The sequence below is a fragment of the Pantoea sp. SM3 genome (assembly GCF_000963995.1).
In the GTDB taxonomy this organism is placed as follows: Bacteria; Pseudomonadota; Gammaproteobacteria; order Enterobacterales; family Enterobacteriaceae; genus Pantoea; species Pantoea rwandensis_B.
On the sequence record NZ_JZRD01000008.1, the window covers coordinates 104,131 to 123,083 of the forward strand.

At 53.5% G+C, this 18,953-nt stretch carries 19 protein-coding genes; 10 read left to right on the top strand and 9 right to left on the bottom strand.

The window, feature by feature from the left end; all coding sequences use genetic code 11:
- Positions 1–31 precede the first annotated feature (31 nt).
- Positions 32–2,083: a peptidyl-dipeptidase Dcp gene (gene dcp / locus VI01_RS05200; protein ID WP_045814241.1), complete on the top strand. Its 2,052-nt coding sequence runs from the start codon at positions 32–34 to the stop codon at positions 2,081–2,083.
- 88 nt (positions 2,084–2,171) lie between these two features.
- Here the strand turns inward: dcp and hpxO are convergent, their stop codons facing one another.
- Positions 2,172–3,329 (bottom strand): FAD-dependent urate hydroxylase HpxO, encoded by a 1,158-nt coding sequence (gene hpxO / locus VI01_RS05205; protein WP_045814242.1) that lies wholly within the window; start codon positions 3,327–3,329, stop codon positions 2,172–2,174.
- A 251-nt stretch (positions 3,330–3,580) separates the two neighbouring features.
- Between hpxO and VI01_RS05210 the strand changes: the two genes are divergently transcribed.
- Both VI01_RS05210 and VI01_RS05215 read left to right on the top strand, forming a co-directional pair.
- Positions 3,581–3,820: a hypothetical protein gene (locus VI01_RS05210; protein WP_045814243.1), complete on the top strand. Its 240-nt coding sequence runs from the start codon at positions 3,581–3,583 to the stop codon at positions 3,818–3,820.
- 74 nt (positions 3,821–3,894) lie between these two features.
- Positions 3,895–5,145 (top strand): phosphatase PAP2 family protein, encoded by a 1,251-nt coding sequence (locus tag VI01_RS05215; RefSeq protein ID WP_045814244.1) that lies wholly within the window; start codon positions 3,895–3,897, stop codon positions 5,143–5,145.
- A 198-nt stretch (positions 5,146–5,343) separates the two neighbouring features.
- Here VI01_RS05215 and VI01_RS05220 read toward each other — a convergent pair whose 3' ends face one another.
- From VI01_RS05220 to VI01_RS05235, 4 genes are all read right to left on the bottom strand, one after another.
- On the bottom strand, positions 5,344–5,673 hold the full coding sequence (locus VI01_RS05220; RefSeq protein WP_045814245.1) for a DHCW motif cupin fold protein: 330 nt from the start codon (positions 5,671–5,673) through the stop codon (positions 5,344–5,346).
- Positions 5,674–5,740: 67 nt separating this feature from the next.
- On the bottom strand, positions 5,741–7,228 hold the full coding sequence (locus VI01_RS05225) for an FGGY-family carbohydrate kinase (protein WP_045814246.1): 1,488 nt from the start codon (positions 7,226–7,228) through the stop codon (positions 5,741–5,743).
- A 60-nt stretch (positions 7,229–7,288) separates the two neighbouring features.
- On the bottom strand, positions 7,289–8,128 hold the full coding sequence (locus tag VI01_RS05230; RefSeq protein WP_045814247.1) for a class I fructose-bisphosphate aldolase: 840 nt from the start codon (positions 8,126–8,128) through the stop codon (positions 7,289–7,291).
- Positions 8,112–9,866: a glycerol-3-phosphate dehydrogenase/oxidase gene (locus VI01_RS05235; protein ID WP_045814248.1), complete on the bottom strand. Its 1,755-nt coding sequence runs from the start codon at positions 9,864–9,866 to the stop codon at positions 8,112–8,114. The genes VI01_RS05230 and VI01_RS05235 overlap by 17 nt, the downstream gene beginning before the upstream one ends.
- Positions 9,867–10,148: 282 nt before the next feature.
- Between VI01_RS05235 and ampC the strand changes: the two genes are divergently transcribed.
- A complete protein-coding gene (gene ampC, locus VI01_RS05240; RefSeq protein WP_369801861.1) occupies positions 10,149–11,276 on the top strand; it encodes a class C beta-lactamase in 1,128 nt (375 codons plus the stop codon).
- 43 nt (positions 11,277–11,319) lie between these two features.
- Here the strand turns inward: ampC and VI01_RS05245 are convergent, their stop codons facing one another.
- Positions 11,320–11,952, bottom strand: coding sequence for a LysE family translocator (locus VI01_RS05245; protein WP_045814249.1), 633 nt, complete (start codon positions 11,950–11,952; stop codon positions 11,320–11,322).
- A 133-nt stretch (positions 11,953–12,085) separates the two neighbouring features.
- Between VI01_RS05245 and VI01_RS05250 the strand changes: the two genes are divergently transcribed.
- The gene (locus tag VI01_RS05250) at positions 12,086–12,385 is read left to right on the top strand and encodes a putative quinol monooxygenase (RefSeq protein WP_045814250.1); all 300 of its coding nucleotides are present in this window, start codon (positions 12,086–12,088) and stop codon (positions 12,383–12,385) included.
- 81 nt (positions 12,386–12,466) lie between these two features.
- Positions 12,467–12,862, top strand: coding sequence for a VOC family protein (locus VI01_RS05255; RefSeq protein ID WP_038646949.1), 396 nt, complete (start codon positions 12,467–12,469; stop codon positions 12,860–12,862).
- 19 nt (positions 12,863–12,881) lie between these two features.
- Here VI01_RS05255 and VI01_RS05260 read toward each other — a convergent pair whose 3' ends face one another.
- Positions 12,882–13,361: a hypothetical protein gene (locus tag VI01_RS05260; protein WP_038646951.1), complete on the bottom strand. Its 480-nt coding sequence runs from the start codon at positions 13,359–13,361 to the stop codon at positions 12,882–12,884.
- Positions 13,358–14,125: a winged helix-turn-helix domain-containing protein gene (locus tag VI01_RS05265; RefSeq protein ID WP_197079566.1), complete on the bottom strand. Its 768-nt coding sequence runs from the start codon at positions 14,123–14,125 to the stop codon at positions 13,358–13,360. The genes VI01_RS05260 and VI01_RS05265 overlap by 4 nt, the downstream gene beginning before the upstream one ends.
- 315 nt (positions 14,126–14,440) lie before the next feature.
- Here VI01_RS05265 and VI01_RS05270 point away from each other — a divergent pair, with 315 nt between their 5' ends.
- The 4 genes from VI01_RS05270 (at position 14,441) to VI01_RS05285 (ending at position 17,987) form a co-directional block, all read left to right on the top strand.
- Positions 14,441–15,118, top strand: coding sequence for a LuxR C-terminal-related transcriptional regulator (locus tag VI01_RS05270; protein WP_045814252.1), 678 nt, complete (start codon positions 14,441–14,443; stop codon positions 15,116–15,118).
- A gap of 235 nt (positions 15,119–15,353) precedes the next feature.
- Complete coding sequence (locus VI01_RS05275; RefSeq protein ID WP_045814253.1) at positions 15,354–16,643, top strand: DUF1479 domain-containing protein; 1,290 nt, start codon at positions 15,354–15,356, stop codon at positions 16,641–16,643.
- A 15-nt stretch (positions 16,644–16,658) separates the two neighbouring features.
- The gene (locus tag VI01_RS05280) at positions 16,659–17,399 is read left to right on the top strand and encodes a DNA-binding transcriptional regulator YciT (RefSeq protein ID WP_045814254.1); all 741 of its coding nucleotides are present in this window, start codon (positions 16,659–16,661) and stop codon (positions 17,397–17,399) included.
- 48 nt (positions 17,400–17,447) lie between these two features.
- Positions 17,448–17,987, top strand: coding sequence for a GNAT family N-acetyltransferase (locus VI01_RS05285; RefSeq protein WP_045814255.1), 540 nt, complete (start codon positions 17,448–17,450; stop codon positions 17,985–17,987).
- Here VI01_RS05285 and VI01_RS05290 read toward each other — a convergent pair.
- On the bottom strand, positions 17,984–18,940 hold the full coding sequence (locus VI01_RS05290; protein ID WP_038646961.1) for a sugar-binding transcriptional regulator: 957 nt from the start codon (positions 18,938–18,940) through the stop codon (positions 17,984–17,986). The two genes, VI01_RS05285 and VI01_RS05290, sit on opposite strands and share 4 nt — an antisense overlap.
- Positions 18,941–18,953: the final 13 nt, after the last annotated feature.

Genomic DNA, 18,953 nt, shown 5'->3' on the forward strand with positions numbered 1-18,953 from the left:
GTTGCGGCGTTGCTGATTATCAGGAGCGATAATGACTTCACGAGCCAATCCGTTTTTCACCGTCAGTGCATTGCCCTATCAAACTCCGCCTTTTGACCTGATTGAGGAAGCCGATTTTCTCCCGGCTCTCGAAGCGGGTATCGAAGAAAAACGTCAGGAAATTGCAGCCATCGCCAATAATCCTGAACCGGCCACTTTTGCCAACACCTATGAAGCCCTGGAGCGCAGCGGGCAATTGCTAAACCGCGTTAATCTGGTGTTTGGGGCCATGACCTCGGCGAATACCAGTGATTTGTTGCAGGAAGTGGATGAACTGATCACCCCTAAACTCACCGCGCTGAGTGATGAAATCCATCTGAACAGCCAGCTGTTTGCCCGTCTCGACAGCGTGTACCAGCATCGCGGTTCTGCCTGCCCGGATGCAGAGTCGATGCGTCTGGTGGAAGTCACCTGGCAGCACTTCCAGCTGGCCGGTGCCAGTCTGAGCGATGCGGATAAAGCTCAGCTGCGTGCCTGTAATCAGGAACTCGCCACGCTGAGTACCCGTTTTGGCAACAAGCTACTGGCGGCGACCAAAGCGGGCGCGTATACGGTGAGCAGTGTGGCGGCGCTGGCAGGATTGAGTGAAGAAGAGTTAGCCCATGCTAAAGCCGCAGCGGAAGCGCGTGGATTACACGGCGAATGGCTGCTGCCGTTACAAAACACCACGCAACAGCCCGCCTTGCAGTCGCTGGAAGTGCGTGCCACGCGCGAAGCCTTATTCAATCAGGCACTGACGCGCAGCGAACAGGGCGATGAAAACGATACGCGTGCGATTGTGTTACGCATGGCGCAGCTGCGCGCAGAACAGGCGAAACTGCTGGGTTTCAATACTTACGCGGAGTGGAGTATGCAGGATCAGATGGCGAAAACGCCGGATGCTGCTTTTGCGTTTATGCGTAATATCGTCCCGGCGGCGCGCGCCCGCGCCGAGCGAGAAGCCGCGGACATCCAGCAGATCATTGAGCAGCAGCACCACAATTTCCCGCTGCGCGCCTGGGACTGGAATTTCTATGCTGAACAAGTGAGAAAAGCTAAATATGCCCTGGATGAGAGCCAAATCCGCCCGTACTTTGAACTGAATAACGTACTGGAAAAGGGCGTGTTCTGGTCCGCCAGCCAGCTGTTTGGTATTCGCTTCGCGCAGCGTCACGATCTGCCGGTGTATCATCCGGACGTCAACGTTTATGAAATCTTCGATGCTGACGATACGCCACTGGCGTTGTTCTATACCGACTTCTACAAGCGTGATAACAAAAGCGGCGGCGCCTGGATGAGCAACTTCGTTGATCAGACGACGCTGCTTGGCACCAAACCGGTGATTTACAACGTCTGCAATTACACCAAACCGCAGGCTGGGCAACCTGCGTTGCTCAGCTGGGATGAGGTGATCACACTGTTCCACGAATTCGGCCATGCGCTGCACGGACTGTTTGCGACTCAACGTTATCCAAGCCTGTCCGGCACCGCTACGCCACGCGATTTCGTCGAGTTCCCTTCGCAGATTAACGAGCACTGGGCCAGCGATGAAAAAGTGTTCGCCAACTATGCCCGTCATTATCAGAGTGGCGATGCGATGCCCGTGGAACTGCGCGAGAAGATGGTGCGCGCAGCTAAATTCAACAAGGGCTACGACATGACCGAACTGCTGGCGGCGGCGTTGCTGGATCTGCAATGGCATTCGCTGACCACGCAGGACAATCCGCAGGATGTCAGTCACTTTGAACTACAGGCGCTGGCGGCAGAGCAGATCGCGTTAGCGACCGTACCACCGCGTTATCGCTCCACTTATTTCCGCCATATCTGGGGCGGAGGGTATGCGGCCGGATATTACGCGTATATCTGGACGCAGATGTTAGCCGATGATGGTTACCAGGCCTTTGTTGAACGTGGCGGGTTGAGTCGCGAGAATGGCCAGCAGTTCCGCGATCATATTCTTTCACGCGGTAACAGCAGCGATCTGCAACATCTGTGGCTGGCATGGCGTGGAAAAGCACCGGAGATTGGTCCGATGCTGAAGAATCGCGGTTTAGAAGAGGCGTGATAAGCAGGGCGCACGGCGTGAAGTGAACCCCGAAAGTTGGACATCGTTCCAACGAGTATGGGGTCATTCCTGGCGGTGCGCCCAAGCTTTAACCCAACGGGCCACCTTCAATGGTGTCACACATCCCGGCCAGCACCCGCTCGCCGGTTTCGTTTTTCAAATCGGCATACCACGCAGCGGTGACTTCCGCATCTTTCGCATGCGTTACATCGCAGCGTTTGCGTGCTTTCAGCACCAAATCTTTGGTGCGTTCCACGCGGCGCGCCTCGTAGCGCTGCAATCCATCTTCGATACCCAGCGAATGCGAGGCCAGCGTCTGCGCCAGCACCACCGCATCTTCCATCGCGGCACAGCCGCCCTGGCCGATATCCGGCGTGGTGCTGTGGGCGGCATCGCCGAGCAAGGCCACACGACCTTTGACGAAACGGCTAAAGGGTTCAATGTCGTGAATTTCAACCCGATTGGTGGTGTCGGGATTGATAGTGTCGATCAGACGCTGCACCGGATCGGCCCAGCCGCTGAAGTAATTCTTCAGATCCTGCCGCAGAGTGGAACGATCTTCGGCTAAGCCCTTGGGCAAAGGCACGTCAAAGAAGAAGTAAAAGCGATTGCCGCTCACCGGCATCAACGAGACGCGCTTACCCTCGCCAACAAAGGTTGTCCACTGATCGGCTGGGGCGATGCTTTCATCGACGGTGACCAAACCGTTCCAGTTAACGTAGCCGGCGTAGCGTCGTTCGACATGTTCTCCCAACACATAGTGGCGGATCACGGAATGCGTACCGTCAGCAGCGACAAGGAAATCGCCTTCAGCCTGGTTGCCATCATCAAACCATGCAGTCACGCCCATCGCGCTTTGCTCGACCTGCGTCACGCGTTTGCCAAACTGGATACGCGAGCGACCATAGGTATCAATCAGCATCGCCTGCAACTCGGCGCGTGCCACTGGATAAGGGTATTCTCCCACCTGCTGCACCAGGGGTGACAGGCTAAAGCGGGTCAGGGTGCTGCCAGTGTGCGCATCGTTATAGGCCATAAACGCCATATTGCCGCCCAGAGCCCGCAGTTGCTTTTTCATGCCGAGCGCGTTCAGGCATTTTACGCCGTTGGGCCAGATAGAGATGGCCGCGCCGACCGGCTTCATCTCTTTAACCGCTTCAAATACGGCGGTCTCGAATCCCGCTTTCTCCAGCGCAATCGCCGCGCTCATGCCACCAATACCCGCTCCAATCACAATCGCTTTCATCACTGTCTCCTTTGTCTACCTGATGTCTCCTGCAACTTTCGTACCATTAAGTTTTCTTCGCGTGCTTATTGTGTATTTCATTGATTTAAATGAGTTATATTTGATTCCGCAAAGTGTGTGCTGCACCGTTATCGCGCAACAATTTGCACGACAATAGGGCGCCTAAAGCCGAAGGTGAATCGAATGTTGCAATATGGCGTTTGGCAGAGGAGACGCCATACTATGTAGAACCTTTTCGCGAGGAGCGTCATATGAAGTGGATAATGGTGTTGGTCATGCTGTTCAGTGCCTGTGCGATAGCGCAAACCCAATGGCAACCGGATAAGAAAGTGCCGGTGGCGCAGTTGACGCCGGTTGCCGCCAAATGCGACCTCTCGTCTTGTCAGCAGAATTGCTACATCCAGCAGTCGCAATGCAAAAATGACAACGGCGGTGGCTGTGGATCGCTCGCACAAATTTGCGTACAAAACTGTTCGAACGAGTGCCGATAAATGAAATAAATCTGTCATAACAGGGTGCTAGCGTGTTTCCCCGGCAAGGTAATATTCTGATAACAGGGAAAATAATGAAAACCCGCTATACACTGATTGCAACGGTTTTACTGCTCGCTCAACAAGCTCATGCGGCAACGCTGCCGCAGGCAGCGGCACTGGCCGCGCAAACGTCAACCGGTTCAACCCCAGGCTATACGCAGCTGGAACAGCAGTCGCTACAGGCTCAGCGCGCCTGGCTGCAAGGTGACAGTGCGACACTGAAACGTGAGCAACTGGAAAAAGCTAAACAGACCAGCACGCAGGCAGACAAAGCGTGGCTCAAAAGCAGCGGTTACGATTTTAACGTCAAGCAAAATCAGCAGGCTGGCATCGCGCTGTTATCAGGTTTCAGCACATTGCCGGACAGCGTATTGACGGCTAACCGCGCCACCGTGACCGATATCAACCTGAATGCCACGCAGAACATGCGCCATCAGGCGTTACAGGATGCGGAAGCGATCAGCTCGCTCTATTTCCTGTCTGATGCGATGGGGCCGCGTCTCGGCAAAGCTTTCATCGCGGCTTATGACAAAGGTGAAATCAATAAAGCTGCTGCGCTGATTAAAGCCAGTGAGGTCAGCACCAGCGCCGCTAAAAAACATTTCAACTACCCGCGCCCGTTCCTGCATGAAGGCAACACCATACATCTGGTACCGGATGATGTGGTGGTTAAATACAATGTGCGATATACCGCGGACGGCGGATCGTTCCCCAGCGGGCACACCAATACCGGTTATACCGATGCGCTGCTGATGGCCGAAATGGTGCCAGAACGCTTTGAAGCGCTGGTGACACGCGGTGCGCGTTATGGTTATTCGCGTCTGGTGCTGGGCGTGCACTATCCGCTGGACGTGATGGGTTCACGCATGGTGGCAGAGCGCAACGTGGCGACCTACCTTAACGATGCTCGCTATCAGGTGTTGTTCAAAGAGGCGCGCGATCAATTGCGTACCGCGTTAGAGAAAGAGTGCGGCACCTCACTGGCTGAATGCGCACGTTCGACCGGCAAGGACGATCCTTACCGCGCGCCGGATATGAAGCAGTTCTATCGTTTCACGATGAGCTACAATCTGCCCAAAGCCAATGTGAAAAATACGCCGGTTCAGATACCGCAGGGCGCAGAGATCCTGCTGAAAACGGCGCTGCCGCATCTGTCTGACGCGCAGATTCGACGCCTGATGGTGAAAACCGCCTTACCAAACGGTTATCCGTTGTCGGGTAATGCTGAGCAATCCTTCTGGCAGCGCGTCGATCTCACCGCCGCGTACGCCATGGCGAAGTGATCCTGACGCGGGCACTGACGTCGTCAATACGTCGGTGCCCGCAACTTACGGATTTGCGTTCTTGTTACGGTGATCAAATGCGAAGCGCGTAGAAAGGGTTAACGCGATGACTGCAGCAACAGCGAATTAGTCAGAAGAAACCGCGCATTATCTTCTCAGACTACCGTATGCCCGCATTGCATAGCCGCGGCCCGGGAGCTAATCGACGATAAATAGCTTCGCACCGTGTGTCGTGGAGGAACGATGTGCTTCGGCATTATCGGCAACCTGATAACTCACGCCCGGCGTCAAAGTAAAAGTGCGGCCATCTTCCAGTTCGGTGATCATTTCGCCTTCCAGACACAGCAATATATGACCTTTGCTGCACCAGTGATCGGCGAGATAACCCGGCGAATACTCCACCATACGCACACGAATATCGCCAAAACGCTGAGTGCGCCACAGCGCAAACCCGCTGTCGCCCGGATGTTTTTCGGTTTCGAGGGCGCTCCAGTCGGTAATGCCAAACGGTAATTGATTGATCTGCACGACGCTATCCCTATTGAATTCGACGAGAACACAACATTACCGCCTGGCATAAAAATAACCAGTTAATTCAACCGACTTCATGCCACATTTCGCTCATCGCCAGCTCCAGCCTTTTGAACACCCGATAACGTACATCATGAAACGCAAAGCATTCCGGGCGTGGCTGTAACTCGCCGGGATTAAGGAGTACTGCGTGCTGTGCCGCCGTGGCCAGATCGGGCCAGACACCCACGCCGACGCCCGCACAAAGCGCAGCACCCAGCGCGCCAGTCTCTTTGCACTCCGCCACGCGAATCGGAATCCCTAACACATCAGCAAACATTTGTGGCCAGATACAACTGCGCGCCGCGCCACCCGAGAGGATTGCGTGGGTAAACGGGATCCCTGCCGCGCGCAAGCGATCGATGTGCGCGCGATGGGCAAATATCACGCCTTCAAACAGCGCAAACAGCATATCCGCGCGCGTATGCCAGCCGCTCAATCCGTAAAACCCCGCTTTTGCGGGCTCAGATTTACGACCGGAATAGAGGTAAGGATGATAAAGCGGCAACTGCGGGTTGGGATCAACATGGGCCACGGTATCACTGCTGTGCGCCGCGCCGCTGCCGGCGCGGCCATCATCGAACTCACGCAGGAACCAGTCGAGATTGGCGGCCGAAGTGGCGCTGGCTTCAATCGCCATAAAGCGATCATTTTCAATAATTGAATTCATAAACACGGGCCGCTGGTAATCCGGTTTATCGACCACCACCTGATTGATGCTCCAGGTGCCTGCGACGATAGAAGCCTCACCGGTTTTCACCACGCCAGAACCAATGGCGCTGGCCACCACATCGAAAATGCCGGCCACCACCGGTATGCCTGACGGTAATCCGGTGAGTTGCGCGGCGCGTGCGGTCACGTGTCCGACCACCGCACAAGACTCGCGCAGAGGCGGCAGCAGGTTGAGCGCCTCTTCAATGCCATACAGCGCCATCAACTCGCGGCTGTAATTGCGCTGTCGATAATCGATTAATCCAGCCCCGGCGGCATCGGAAACCTCAGCGCTGATAGCCCCGCAGAGGAAATGGGCGATGACATCTTTAGCACACAACAAATGGCCGATCTGCGTCCAGCGATCGGGCTGATGCTGTTTGATCCAGCTTATCAGCACAGGCGTGGCAGCGGGCCAGGGCTTCTGCAGCGAAAGTTGATAGATGGCTTTATCGGCGCCGCTGGCTTCCAGGTCCTGCACGGTTTCCACGGCGCGATGGTCGATAGATTGAATGCCGAACAAGGGCTGTTGCTGCTTATCAAGTGCATACAGACCGTTACCGTGACCCGCCGCGCCCACGGCAATCACCTCATTCGCCGCGCTGCCCGCCTGTTGCAGGCAGCACGTGACAGCCACGCTGACCCCGTGCCAGATATCTTCTACCGGACGCTCCGCATAACCTTCCTGCGGCTGGTGGGTTTCTCCCGCACATTCGGCAACCGACAGCACGCGTCCACTGAGATCAAACAGTACCGCTTTGATCATGGTGTTTCCGGCATCTATGCCGAGAAGTTGACTCATATCCGACTCCGATTCACAGACGAAGACGGCGCACCGCTTAAGCGCCGGTGCAGGTAAAACTCAACCCTGCTGATAAATGTCCAGGGCTTCCGCGCCGCTGGCGCCCTGGTGGATGATTGCCATCAGCGCTTTCACCACGCGAGACGGATTATCGTGTTGATACACGTTCCGGCCGTACACCATACCGCTGGCACCTTGTGCCATTAACGCAGCGCTTTTCGCCAGTACCGGTGCCAGTTCACCTTTACCGCCTCCTCGCACCAGCGTAGGGCAGCGCGCTGCTTCCACGACGCGGTGAAAATCTTCTACATTTTCCGTTGGATCGGCTTTAATGATGTCAGCGCCAAGCTCTCGCGCCAACCGCACCAGCGGCACGATTTTCCCGACATCACCGAGTGAACCATAAGCCGCACCTTGTCCGGCGGGGGCCATCACCAGAGGCTCAATCATCAACGGCATGGCGTAACGATCGCACGCCTGACGCAGACGGCCGATATTTTCCACGCACATGCGGAAAATGCCGGGTTCATCAGGAATCAGATAGAGATTCACCACCACTGCAGCCGCATCCATCTGCAATGCAGCGAGGATGGGCTCATCAGGGTTGTGCAACACCGCCCACATCTCACGATGGCGTGCCACGTTGTAAGCGTTACCGACATCCGTGCGCATCACCAATGCTGGCTTACGGCCTGCGACCTGTTGCAACAGATCCGCCTGGCCGTAATTCACCTGAATCGCGTCCGGCTGTGCGGCAATCAGGTTTTTCATGACCCCCTCAATATTTTCCAGCCCAATCAGAAAATCAGGCTCGTTAGCAATGCCGTGGTCGATGGCCACATCAAGGCATTTGCCGTGTTGAAACAGACGATTCATCCGGACTTTATTGCTGACTAACATGGCGTGTTTCCTCCTGAAAAAGAGTGGGGTTAAGACCGGTCAGACCGTGCTGACGCGCCAGACTGGCGCAGCTGCTTTGTAAATGGTGTTGTCGTTGAGTGGCGTTCCAGCCGCGCAAGTCGGCCATCAGTTCAGCAATTTCTGCTACCAGTGCGGGGGTTAATTCGCCGCAAATCGCCAGCGAGGTGCGGCGCACCAGCAGGTCCTCAAGCAGCTGAACCTGCTCATGCTCAATGAGGTAACGGAGTTCCAGCGCGCTGTAACCTGCATGATGTTGCAGCGGTTGTTCACCCTGTTGCTGGATCAGGTGCAGGATCGGCAGAGCACGACTGCCATAACGGCGGACTAACTGCGACACGCGGGGCAGTGGCAGGGAATACTGCTGTGCGAGCTGGGTAAGCCACGCGGTTTGCCCGGAAGGTGCTGGGAAATCGCGGCCGCCGCCAATCGGCAGATCGCCGCTCGATACCCGGCGTTTTTCTCCGATCAGACGCAATACCCGGTCCGCTGCTTCTTCACCAAACTGACGGAAGGTGGTCCATTTACCACCGACCAGACAAAGCAGGCTGTAAGTATGTGCGGCAGCGGGGGGCAGCAGCACCAGCGAGTGATTGCGGGAGATTTGCCCGTTAACTTTGGCGTCGCTGGCCGGAAGTGGACGCACACCGCAGAAGGTGTACAGAATGGACGATTCCGGCACCACGACGTCAGGGAAAACAAAGCGCAGCGACTCAAGAATGTAGGCTTTTTCCTGTTCCTCACACACCACGCTATCCGGGTCGTCAACGCGAATATCCGTTGAACCCAGCAGCACCTTGCCAAACCAGGGAAACATGATGCAAACGCGGCCTTCCTGGTTTTCGAAATAGACCATTTCCCCATCGAGCATCTGTAACAGTTCGGGGTGATCGATGATCAGATGCGAACCCTTAGTCCCGCCAATCAGTTTGGTGAAATGCCCAGAGGGCGCCAGGCGATGATTAAGCTGATCTATCCACGCGCCGCCGGCATTCACCAGTACATGCGGCTGCAGAGTAAAGTGCTCACCGCTGAGTGCATCCTGTAAGGTAACGGATTCGCCATCGGCACTCACCAGTTGCAGATAATTCAGCGCCAGTGCGTCCGGACAGGCGCGCTCAGCATCCTCTATCAATTCATAACCCAGTCGTTCCGGTGCACTGATCCAGGCATCGTAGTAGCTGGCGCTGTATTTCACCCAGGAGGCGAACCCAGGCCAGCGGTCGCGCGTAGCCGCCTCGGCGCGTACCTGATGTTTCGGCATGGAGCCGTACTGTTTGGTGTAAACATCGTAAAGACTGAGACCGGTTTTGATCAGCAGTGCACCACGCCGCGTGGGTTTATCGCTCAGACGCAGAAAGCGCCGCGTGGCATTGATGAGTCCACCCCCCAGATTATCGATCGGGACGGTGGTGCGCAGCGGAAAAACATAGTGCGCGGCATTTTTCAGCAGCCGGTCGCGCTCAATCACCGACTCTTTGACCAGCGCAAACTCGCCGGTTTCCAGATAGCGCAGTCCGCCGTGGATCATGCGCGATAAGGCACCGCTGGCCGCCTGACACCAGTCGCCTTTTTCCACCAGAATCGCTGGAATACCTTGTAATGCCAGCTCGCGAAAGGTACTGATGCCGTTAATGCCGCCACCAATAATGAGCACCGGTGTCGACGTGCGTTGTCGTAAAGCGCTGAGTCGCTGCTCGCGTGTTGCATTATTCTCCATGGATTGCTCCCCGGCTCGCGGCCATTTCGAGTACACCTGCTGTGGTAGATGTGACTGATCACGCTTGAATAAGAAAGAGTGTCACCTTTCCCATACCCGTAGCGGTAAAGCGTATTGTGAGATTTAAATCGTTGACGTAAAAAGGAGTTATCGTTAATGGGATTTTCAAAAGTTGTGATTGCTCTCACAAAGACGGTGTAAGTGTGAGGACGCAGTCGTACCTGAATTAGAGCTGAAATTAGTTTCGTGTCAAAATAATGACTTAACTAAAATTAAGGGATTATCATGAATTTCTCGAAGATCGTCGGTGCGATTGGCTTGCTGACCAGCAGTAGCGTTTTCGCACAAACCCCTTCACCTGACGCCATTATTAAACCGTTGATGGAGCAGTATCAGATTCCGGGCATGGCGGTGGCTATTTTGCACGATGGCAAAACCGAGTTTTACAATTACGGCGTGGCATCCAAAGAGACACGTCAGCCGATTACCGCGCAGACCTTGTTTGAAATCGGGTCACTCAGCAAAACCTTTACCGCCACCCTGGCGAGCTATGCTGCTCAGCAGAAAAAACTGCAATTTAGTGATAAAGCCAGCACCTGGTTGCCGGAACTGAAGGGCAGTGCGTTTGATCAGGTGTCACTGCTTAACCTCGCGACCCACACATCGGGTACGCCGCTGTTTGTTCCCGACGATGTCACCAATCAGCAGCAGTTGATGAACTGGTACAAAAACTGGCAGCCACCGGCTCAGCCGGGCACCCAGCGTGTCTACTCCAATCTTGGAATTGGTATGCTCGGCATGATCGCCGCCAAAAGTTTACATCAGCCATTTATCCGCGCGATGGAACAGCAACTGTTGCCTGCAATGGGCATGCATCACACTTATATTCAGGTGCCCGCATCGGCGATGGGCCAATATGCGCAAGGTTATAACAAGCAGGACAAGCCAGTGCGTGTGACGCCAGGCCCATTGGATGCTGAATCCTATGGACTGAAATCGACATCAGCGGATTTGATTCGCTGGCTGGCGATCCAACTCGATGAACAGAAGGTGGCGACGGAGTGGCAGCAGGCGATTGACGCCACGCATCAGGGCTACTACAAAACCGCCGCGTTTACCCAGGCGATGATGTGGGAATACTATCCGCTGCCCGTTTCAGCCCAGCAGTTGGTGGACGGCAACAGCGGCCAGCGCATCATGAAAGGGATGTCGGCCACGTTGATCACGCCACCGCAGGCTGCGCCACAACAGGCGTGGTATAACAAAACCGGTTCGACTAATGGCTTCTCGACCTACGCGGTGTTTATTCCATCACAGAAAATTGCGGTGATTATGCTGGCGAATAAATGGTTCCCAAATGACGATCGCGTTATGGCAGCGGACAACATCATTCAGGCGTTGAGTCATTAACGAACGAATGGGCGCGCCCCGGCGCGCCACGTTAAACGGCACGCTACTTTCGTGCATCCAGAGCGAGTTTGACGGCCATTCCCGCCAACACCGTCCCCATCAACCAGCGCTGCAAACGCTGCCAGCTGGGGCGTGCCAGTAAAAATGTCGACACCTGGCCAGCAGTAGTAATGAAAATCGCATTGACCGTCAGGCTAATCACAATTTGGGTGACGCCCAATACCAGCGACTGCGTCAGCACGCTACCGTGATGCGGGCTAATAAACTGCGGTAACAGTGACAGAAACATCATGGCGATTTTTGGGTTGGCGAGGTTAGTGAGGAAACCCATGGTGAACAATTTACGCGGATTGTCGGCAGGGAGATCGCGCACGGCGAATGGCGAGCGGCCGCCGGGCTTGAGTGCCTGCCACGCCAGATACAGTAAATAGAGTGCGCCACCGAAACGCAACGCATCATAGGCCCAGGGTACCGCCAATAGCCAGGCGGTGATGCCAAGCGCCGCGCACAGCATGTAAAACACAAAACCTAACGCCACGCCGCCGAGGGAAATATAACCCGCCCGTTTGCCCTGACACAGCGAACGTGAAACCAGGTAAATCATATTGGGGCCCGGTGTTAGCACCAATCCCAATGCCACCAATGAAAACGCTAACCAACTTGACAGTTCTGGCATGCAACACTCCTCGCGTTATTTTCGCAATTATGGCGTGAACCTGGCATATCAGGCAACGCACGTTTTCAGACTGACAACAGGAATAAGCTGCGTTAGTTTGGCTTGGCTTATTTTATTTAAAAGGGAGATGAAAATGACCGTTCCTGTAGTGGCACTGCTAACGGCGAAACCGGGTTGCGAAGACAAAGCTGAGCATTTATTTCGTGGTGTTATTGAAGAGACGCTGCGCGAAGAAGGGTGTATGACCTATCAGCTCAACATCGATAGCAAAAATCCGCGCCGCTTTGTCTGGACCGAAGAGTGGGCAAGCCAGGAATTACTGGATAAGCACCTGAATGCCCCACACATCGTTAAACTGTTCGCGGATCTTGAACCGCTGCTAGAACACGCTGAAGTGGTGGCATTACGCAAAGTCGCGGGTGGCAATGCGTGAAGAGAATAAGCAGACTTCGGTCTGCTTTTTATTTGTAGATTTTGATATGAGATTCCGCGTCAGAATATAAAGGAGACCAGAATGAGAACACAAAAGCGTTGCATGGGTTACGTCGCTATTGTGGTCGATGATTATGACCGCGCGATTGAATACTATACGCAAAAACTGGGGTTCCATTTAATCGAAGATACCCCGCAGCCGGGCAAGCGCTGGGTGGTGGTCAATCCTAATCCGCAGAGCGATTGTAACTTGCTGCTGGCGCAGGCATCGAATGAGCGCCAGCAAGGGTTTATTGGTAATCAATGCGGCGGCCGCGTGTTCCTGTTTTTACAAACGGACGACTTCTGGCGTGATTACCAGCAAATGAAAGCCAATGGTGTCACTTTCTGTGAAGAACCCCGCGAAGAGGAGTATGGCACGGTTGTGGTTTTCGAGGATTTGTACGGCAACCGTTGGGATCTTTACCAGAACAAATGATCGACCGGTCTTACTCGCCTCAAAACCCAGGTTTCAAACACCGGTTAAGCGGCCGATAATGGAAGCCAGAAATGACCTGGTTTCCCACTTTAAACAGGTAGATGCGGGCGGTGAAATTCTCGTCCGCCAGCGGATCAATATATTTCCCGACAGCGGGATCTTGCGTATCGGGACCCGCAATGCGAAAAGATTTGCGGGTGGATACCGTAACGGAATCGGAGTGGTAGTCATAATCCAGGTTCACAGTGCGATCGACACTCATTCTGCTTTCCAACCCCTGCGGTGACATAAACGCCAGATAAGCATTAAGATGGCCTTCACGACTGCCGCTTAATATATCCCAATAGCCATGGCTTACCACGGTCCGGTCTGGTTCATCATAGATAATAAACGTCTCGGTCCGGCAATCGCCAGAAAATGGCCGTACAAAATAGGGCAGCGAAAACCAACCCAGCAACAATGCCAACAGGCAACATGCCGCAGAAAAAGCCATTCTCATGGATGGTTTCTCCCGATAACCGCAAATGTCTGGCAAAAGGTTGTCGCCAGTTCAATTTCGCCATTGCACACAAAGAAATTAATCGCGTTGCCACGATCGGCATTAATGTAGATTTTGCTTTGCGGCGTGATGGAAACCTGCATTTTGTTAAGCCAGTAATTCACGCGCGTTGCAGACTCATGTTTGTCATTTTCCACGTATTGAGAAAACAGAATGGTGTGCCCATTTAGCTGGAGTGATTCGCCATATCGCAATGGGTGGATAAGTTGTTGGCCACGAATCAGAGCGCCCGCGATAAAGAACAGGCAGCAGAGCAGCAGCGTAAGTACCTTTAATTTTATGTTCGCCGGTTTATTCTTAACGGCTGATTTCGATGTATCAGAAACCGAGAACGCTGATGTCTCTTGCTTTTGATTCACACTATCCTGGCATTCCGGTAACGAATAATTTTGTGAGTCTGATACCAGGGTAATGCAACCGGGTTTTAAGCGATATCCCATGTATCCCAGTGTTTCAAGAATTTCGCCTTCCACATCGAGTGAAGCGAGTGATTTCCTGATGCGAAAAAGGGTTTGTCGCACAGTATTATCGGAGACCACAGCCCCATGGTTTTTCCAGCAGGCGTCATGTAAGGCTTCTTTGGAAACGATATTACCTTCATGCTCACACATGTACGTCAGGCATAGTTTACTTTGCCTGCTAAGAATAATCTCTTTATCTCCCAGCCTGATCAGACCGGTATCGGTAAAAAAAATAATGGTCACTTCTGCCTGGTCCCCATGGTGCATCTTCAACGCACACTTTTCATTCGGCTGATTATAACACGGTCTGACAAAACGGCATGCTGATGATGCCATTCAGGAATGGTAACAGCCTTGTCACAGGCTTATCTCTTTGATTAATATAGAAATAACATTCATACTGGTGACTTTTAAGTGACATTTTCGCCAGCGTATTGAAAGCCTTCAATCTAGCGAATAATATGCGCATCGGATTAATCGCATGGCATCGGATAATATCGATCAGATGAATCTGTAATAATTGCATATTGGCGTGATTACAATTGAGGAATATCAACAATGCATAGCGTCATTAAAATAACAACAAGCAAACTTAAAAATAAAAATATCGCTATCATGACACCCAGCGCGATCACCTATTATGGTATTCGCGCCATGTTGACAACATTAAATGCTGTGACGGTGACTCACCATCCCATCCAAACCCATGATGAACAGATCAACATCATTGATAAAGACTTGGATCTGATTATTATCGACACTGAGGTTGGCAATGCAGATGTTATTTCTATGCTGATAAAATCTTACTTGCCCACGGCATCTGTCATCATTTTAACCCGCGCATCGGATATCAGACTATTACAAAAATATAAAAAATCAGGTGTGCAAGCGATATTAAACAGGAAAAGCAATCAGCGTGAGGTTGAAGATGCGGTGACGGCAGTACTTGAACATCGGGTTTGGGGATTTGAAGTCAAACCCGCTGCACCGCAAAAGGGTTCATCTCTTCGACAGGTATTCTCATCGAGAATGTATGAAGAAGCGATGCTTTCACTCAGTACCACGGAAAGAACGATCATCCGCTCCATCTATCGCGGCCGTACCGTAACGGATATTGCTGTTGCCAAAGACAAAAGTATTAAAACCATTAGCAGCCAAAAACAGTCTGCAATGCGCAAACTCAATGTAAAAAATCTGGCTGAACTTCATCAGCGTTATCACGCCTGGCTGGAATAGCACCTGCCCAGCCATTTCGTTCCCACACATTACCGTCTTCTTCCTCTTTATTTCCCGTCATTTCTCTTCATTTCCCGGCACCGGAGAGCCACTCCGGTGCGCTTTCGGTTGGGCGTTTTTCTCAGTTTTTTGTGATGTATTTCATAAAATCGTGCGCTGAGGTTAGGTGAAATATCGCCAGGTTGTTATGAATGAAGCTTAGATAAGTTTCATTCGAAACAATCGGAGCGACAACATGAATACATCTTTTACCTCTTTACAACAACCTGAAGATGCAAAGCACCATATCCGCTTGATGAAACAAGTGCTCAGAGCGCAAATCGGCGATGTTGAGGGCCTGTTTGAGCAGGTCAGAAGCAAAATCCTCAGCGAAATTGCTGCAGCACGCGAGGAAGAAGCGCGAAACGGCACGGCATGGCCACAGGTACGTTGGGATGACATCGCCGCTGGGCGCATTTCCGATGAAGTGAAGGATCACATTCGTCGTCGCGGGTGTGTGGTGGTCAGGCAAACCTTTACGCGCGAGCAGGCGCTGGGCTGGGATGCGTCAATGCTGGAATACCTTGATAAAAATGATTTCGATGAAGTCTATAAGGGGCCGGGTGACAACTTCTTTGGCAGCCTCGATGCATCACGTCCTGAAATTTACCCGATCTACTGGAGCGAAGCACAGATGTCTGCGCGCCAGAGCGACGCCATGGCACAAACCCAATCCTTCCTGAATCGCCTGTGGACCTTCGAATCCAACGGAACGCGCTGGTTTGACCCTGATGTCAGCATTATCTACCCCGATCGTATTCGCCGTCGTTTACCTGGCACGACATCAAAAGGGCTGGGCGCGCATACTGATTCCGGTGCGCTGGAACGCTGGTTACTGCCGGCTTACCAACAGGTGTTCAGCAAAATCTTCAATAACCAATTCGATCAATACGATCCCTGGGATGCGGCGCATCGCACCGAAGTGAACGAATATCAGGCCGGCACGACCACCAAATGTTCAGTTTTCCGCACTTTCCAGGGATGGACAGCGCTGTCTGATATGCAATTGCATCAGGGATTACTGCATGTGGTGCCCGTACCGGAAGCGATGGCTTATCTGTTGCTGCGTCCACTGCTAAAAGATGTGCCGGAGGATGAGCTTTGCGGTGTTGCACCGGGCAAAGTGCTGCCCATCTCACAGCAGTGGCATCCGGAACTGATTGAGGGATTGTGCTCGATTCCGGCCATGGAGGCGGGTGATTCTGTGTGGTGGCATTGTGATGTGATTCACTCGGTTGCTCCGGTTGAGGATCAACAGGGTTGGGGCAATGTGATGTACATCCCTGCTGCGCCCCTGTGCGAGAAGAATGCTGCCTATGCCACTCAGGTTGCTCAGGCATTGGCCACCGGTGCTTCACCGGGTGATTTCCCGAAAGAGGACTATGAAACCCACTGGCGTGACCGGTTTACCCTGGACGCGTTAAATAGCAACGGTCGTCGCAGTCTCGGCTTAGAGTCAGTTTCTGGTAAGCTGAGTAAAATTTAAAATGAAGCAGGCATTATGAACGCACGTCATCAGCACATTATCCAACTGGTTAGCGAACGCGGCAGCGTCAGCGTTAATGAACTGGCGCAAACCACCGGCGTTTCTGAAGTGACGGTGCGTCAGGATCTAAATGTTCTGGAGAAAGGCGGCTTTCTGCGCCGCGTGCACGGTTCTGCCGTGGCGCCAGAAAGCGATGATGTTGGTGCACGTATGCAGACCCGCTTTACCGTCAAAAAACGCCTCGCGGAGTACGCCGCTTCGCTGGTTAACGCGGGTGAAACGGTGTTTATCGAGGGCGGCAGTACTAACGCTTTGCTGGCGCGCGAACTGAGTGAACGCGGTGATATCACGATTATTACCGTAAGCCATTACATCGCTGGATTGTTGAGAGAAAAGGGCGGTGATGTGATCATTCTCGGCGGGCTGTTCCAAAAAAGCAGTGAGTCCGTGGTTGGGCCGCTGACGCGTTTGTGCATTCAGCACCTCAATTTTCATAAAGCGTTTATCGGTATCGACGGCTGGGATGCCGTTACCGGATTTACCGGTCGCGATATGCTGCGCTGCGATGTGGTCAACGCGATCATGGAAAAGCAGACGCACACTGTCGCGCTCACCGACTCCTCTAAATTTGGTCAGATCCATCCTTTCGCCCTGGCGCCGACATTGCCGTTTAAGCAGGTGATCACCGATAACCAACTGTCCCCGGCGTTTCAGGAGATATTGCGCCAGCAGCCAATGGAATTAACGCTGATTTAGCGGCACCGCCAGTGAGGATCCATCATCATTGTCATAAAGAAGGATTCCATGTTCCCTAACATCACCTCTAAAAAACTGCACTATCGCCAGTTAGTTGCCGATGACTGGCGATTCTTTCTCTCGCTGCAGCAGGATGAGCGCGTGATGCGTTATGTGGCCGATCCGCAGCCTGAAGACGAGATTCGACGTGACAGGTTCGAGATAAGATTGCCACGCTGGCAAAAAGGCAGTGCGCATTGGCTCTGTCTGGTCATCCTAGAAAAGGGGCACTCTGCGCCGTTAGGCCTCACCGGATTGATTGATCGCGGTGCAGGTATAGCGGAAGTCGGTTTTTTACTGGCAGCAGAGGCTCAAGGCAAAGGATTGGGTTCGGAATCACTTCACGATATCGCGCGTTATGCGCTGAATGAACTGGGCTTTCGCAAGCTGATTGCCACTGTGACCGCAGGAAATGAAGCCTCACGCAGGACACTATTAAAAGTGGGATTCCAGCAGGAGGGCACCTTGCGGAAAAGCTATCATCTCGCCGGTGAATGGCGGGACGATTGGGTCTTTGGATTATTCGCGGACGAATGGAGGCCACTCTAGCCTGCGATTAACGCCTGTGCCGTTAACTCATCGGTAATTAATCCCGTCACCAAACCGCTGGCCAATACCGCGCGGATCGCGTCGACTTTGCTTAATCCCCCCACCAGCGCCACAATCTCGGCGCGGTGGGCAAGCTCTAAATCCACCGACAGCGTGCGCGCCGTCAGGCTGTTGTGAATCATCTGCCCGCTGGCGTCAAAGAAATGACCGAGCAGCTCGCCGACAGCGCCAGAAGCTGAGATATCGTTGATCTCGGCTTCATCAATCATGCCGGCTTCAACCAATTGCGCGGCCGGTTCCACGGTACCGATCCCCACCAGTTTCACCTCGCTCTGTGCGGCCATGGCAAACACTTCGCTGACGCCGCGCTGTTTAAGCAGCACGTCGCGGTCTTCCTGAGTATTGGCAAAGAACGGCACCGGCATCATATACGCCTGCGCACCGGTCTTTTCGGCAATGCGATGCATGACATCGTGCGGATTGAGCGCATAGTTGCGCGTCAAACAGCCCAGCAGAGAAACGAAGCGCATATGCGGGGCGTCAATGCGCGGGAGTTGGTGAATGGCGGCGGAAAGGGTGCGGCCGTGTCCCAGCCCCAGGGTGATCGCAGGCTGCGACGTGAGGAGATTGCGCAGGTAATCCGCGCCTGCCATACCCAGCGTTCGTACCGGCAATCCCTCTTCACCAAGGTCAGGCGCAACGTGGCAAAAACGCAGTCCGTGCTTTTCGCGCAGCTGATCTTCCAGCGCCACGCACGCCATGATATCGCCATCAATCGACACCTTCACCGCACCCTCCGCGACCATTTTGGCAATCATGCGATGGGTTTTGACAGACGGTAATCCCAGACGTTTGGCGACTTCAGCCTGGGTCAGACCGCCCACGTAGTGCAGCCAGGCGGCACGCAGGGCTAAAGAGTCATCGCGTTCAGCGGGAGTAGGAGCCGGTTTCATGTTTCATTTCCTG

What these genes read in the sequence shown, in the direction of transcription:
- VI01_RS05235 (WP_045814248.1), bottom strand. Translation starts at nt 9,866, where the DNA reads ATGGAGAATAATGCAACACGCGAGCAGCGACTCAGCGCTTTACGACAA.
- VI01_RS05210 (WP_045814243.1), top strand. Translation starts at nt 3,581, where the DNA reads ATGAAGTGGATAATGGTGTTGGTCATGCTGTTCAGTGCCTGTGCGATA.
- VI01_RS05270 (WP_045814252.1), top strand. Translation starts at nt 14,441, where the DNA reads ATGCATAGCGTCATTAAAATAACAACAAGCAAACTTAAAAATAAAAAT.
- VI01_RS05285 (WP_045814255.1), top strand. Translation starts at nt 17,448, where the DNA reads ATGTTCCCTAACATCACCTCTAAAAAACTGCACTATCGCCAGTTAGTT.
- VI01_RS05250 (WP_045814250.1), top strand. Translation starts at nt 12,086, where the DNA reads ATGACCGTTCCTGTAGTGGCACTGCTAACGGCGAAACCGGGTTGCGAA.
- dcp (WP_045814241.1), top strand. Translation starts at nt 32, where the DNA reads ATGACTTCACGAGCCAATCCGTTTTTCACCGTCAGTGCATTGCCCTAT.
- VI01_RS05255 (WP_038646949.1), top strand. Translation starts at nt 12,467, where the DNA reads ATGAGAACACAAAAGCGTTGCATGGGTTACGTCGCTATTGTGGTCGAT.
- VI01_RS05225 (WP_045814246.1), bottom strand. Translation starts at nt 7,228, where the DNA reads ATGAGTCAACTTCTCGGCATAGATGCCGGAAACACCATGATCAAAGCG.
- VI01_RS05260 (WP_038646951.1), bottom strand. Translation starts at nt 13,361, where the DNA reads ATGAGAATGGCTTTTTCTGCGGCATGTTGCCTGTTGGCATTGTTGCTG.
- hpxO (WP_045814242.1), bottom strand. Translation starts at nt 3,329, where the DNA reads ATGAAAGCGATTGTGATTGGAGCGGGTATTGGTGGCATGAGCGCGGCG.
- VI01_RS05245 (WP_045814249.1), bottom strand. Translation starts at nt 11,952, where the DNA reads ATGCCAGAACTGTCAAGTTGGTTAGCGTTTTCATTGGTGGCATTGGGA.
- VI01_RS05215 (WP_045814244.1), top strand. Translation starts at nt 3,895, where the DNA reads ATGAAAACCCGCTATACACTGATTGCAACGGTTTTACTGCTCGCTCAA.
- VI01_RS05275 (WP_045814253.1), top strand. Translation starts at nt 15,354, where the DNA reads ATGAATACATCTTTTACCTCTTTACAACAACCTGAAGATGCAAAGCAC.
- VI01_RS05280 (WP_045814254.1), top strand. Translation starts at nt 16,659, where the DNA reads ATGAACGCACGTCATCAGCACATTATCCAACTGGTTAGCGAACGCGGC.
- VI01_RS05230 (WP_045814247.1), bottom strand. Translation starts at nt 8,128, where the DNA reads ATGTTAGTCAGCAATAAAGTCCGGATGAATCGTCTGTTTCAACACGGC.
- VI01_RS05290 (WP_038646961.1), bottom strand. Translation starts at nt 18,940, where the DNA reads ATGAAACCGGCTCCTACTCCCGCTGAACGCGATGACTCTTTAGCCCTG.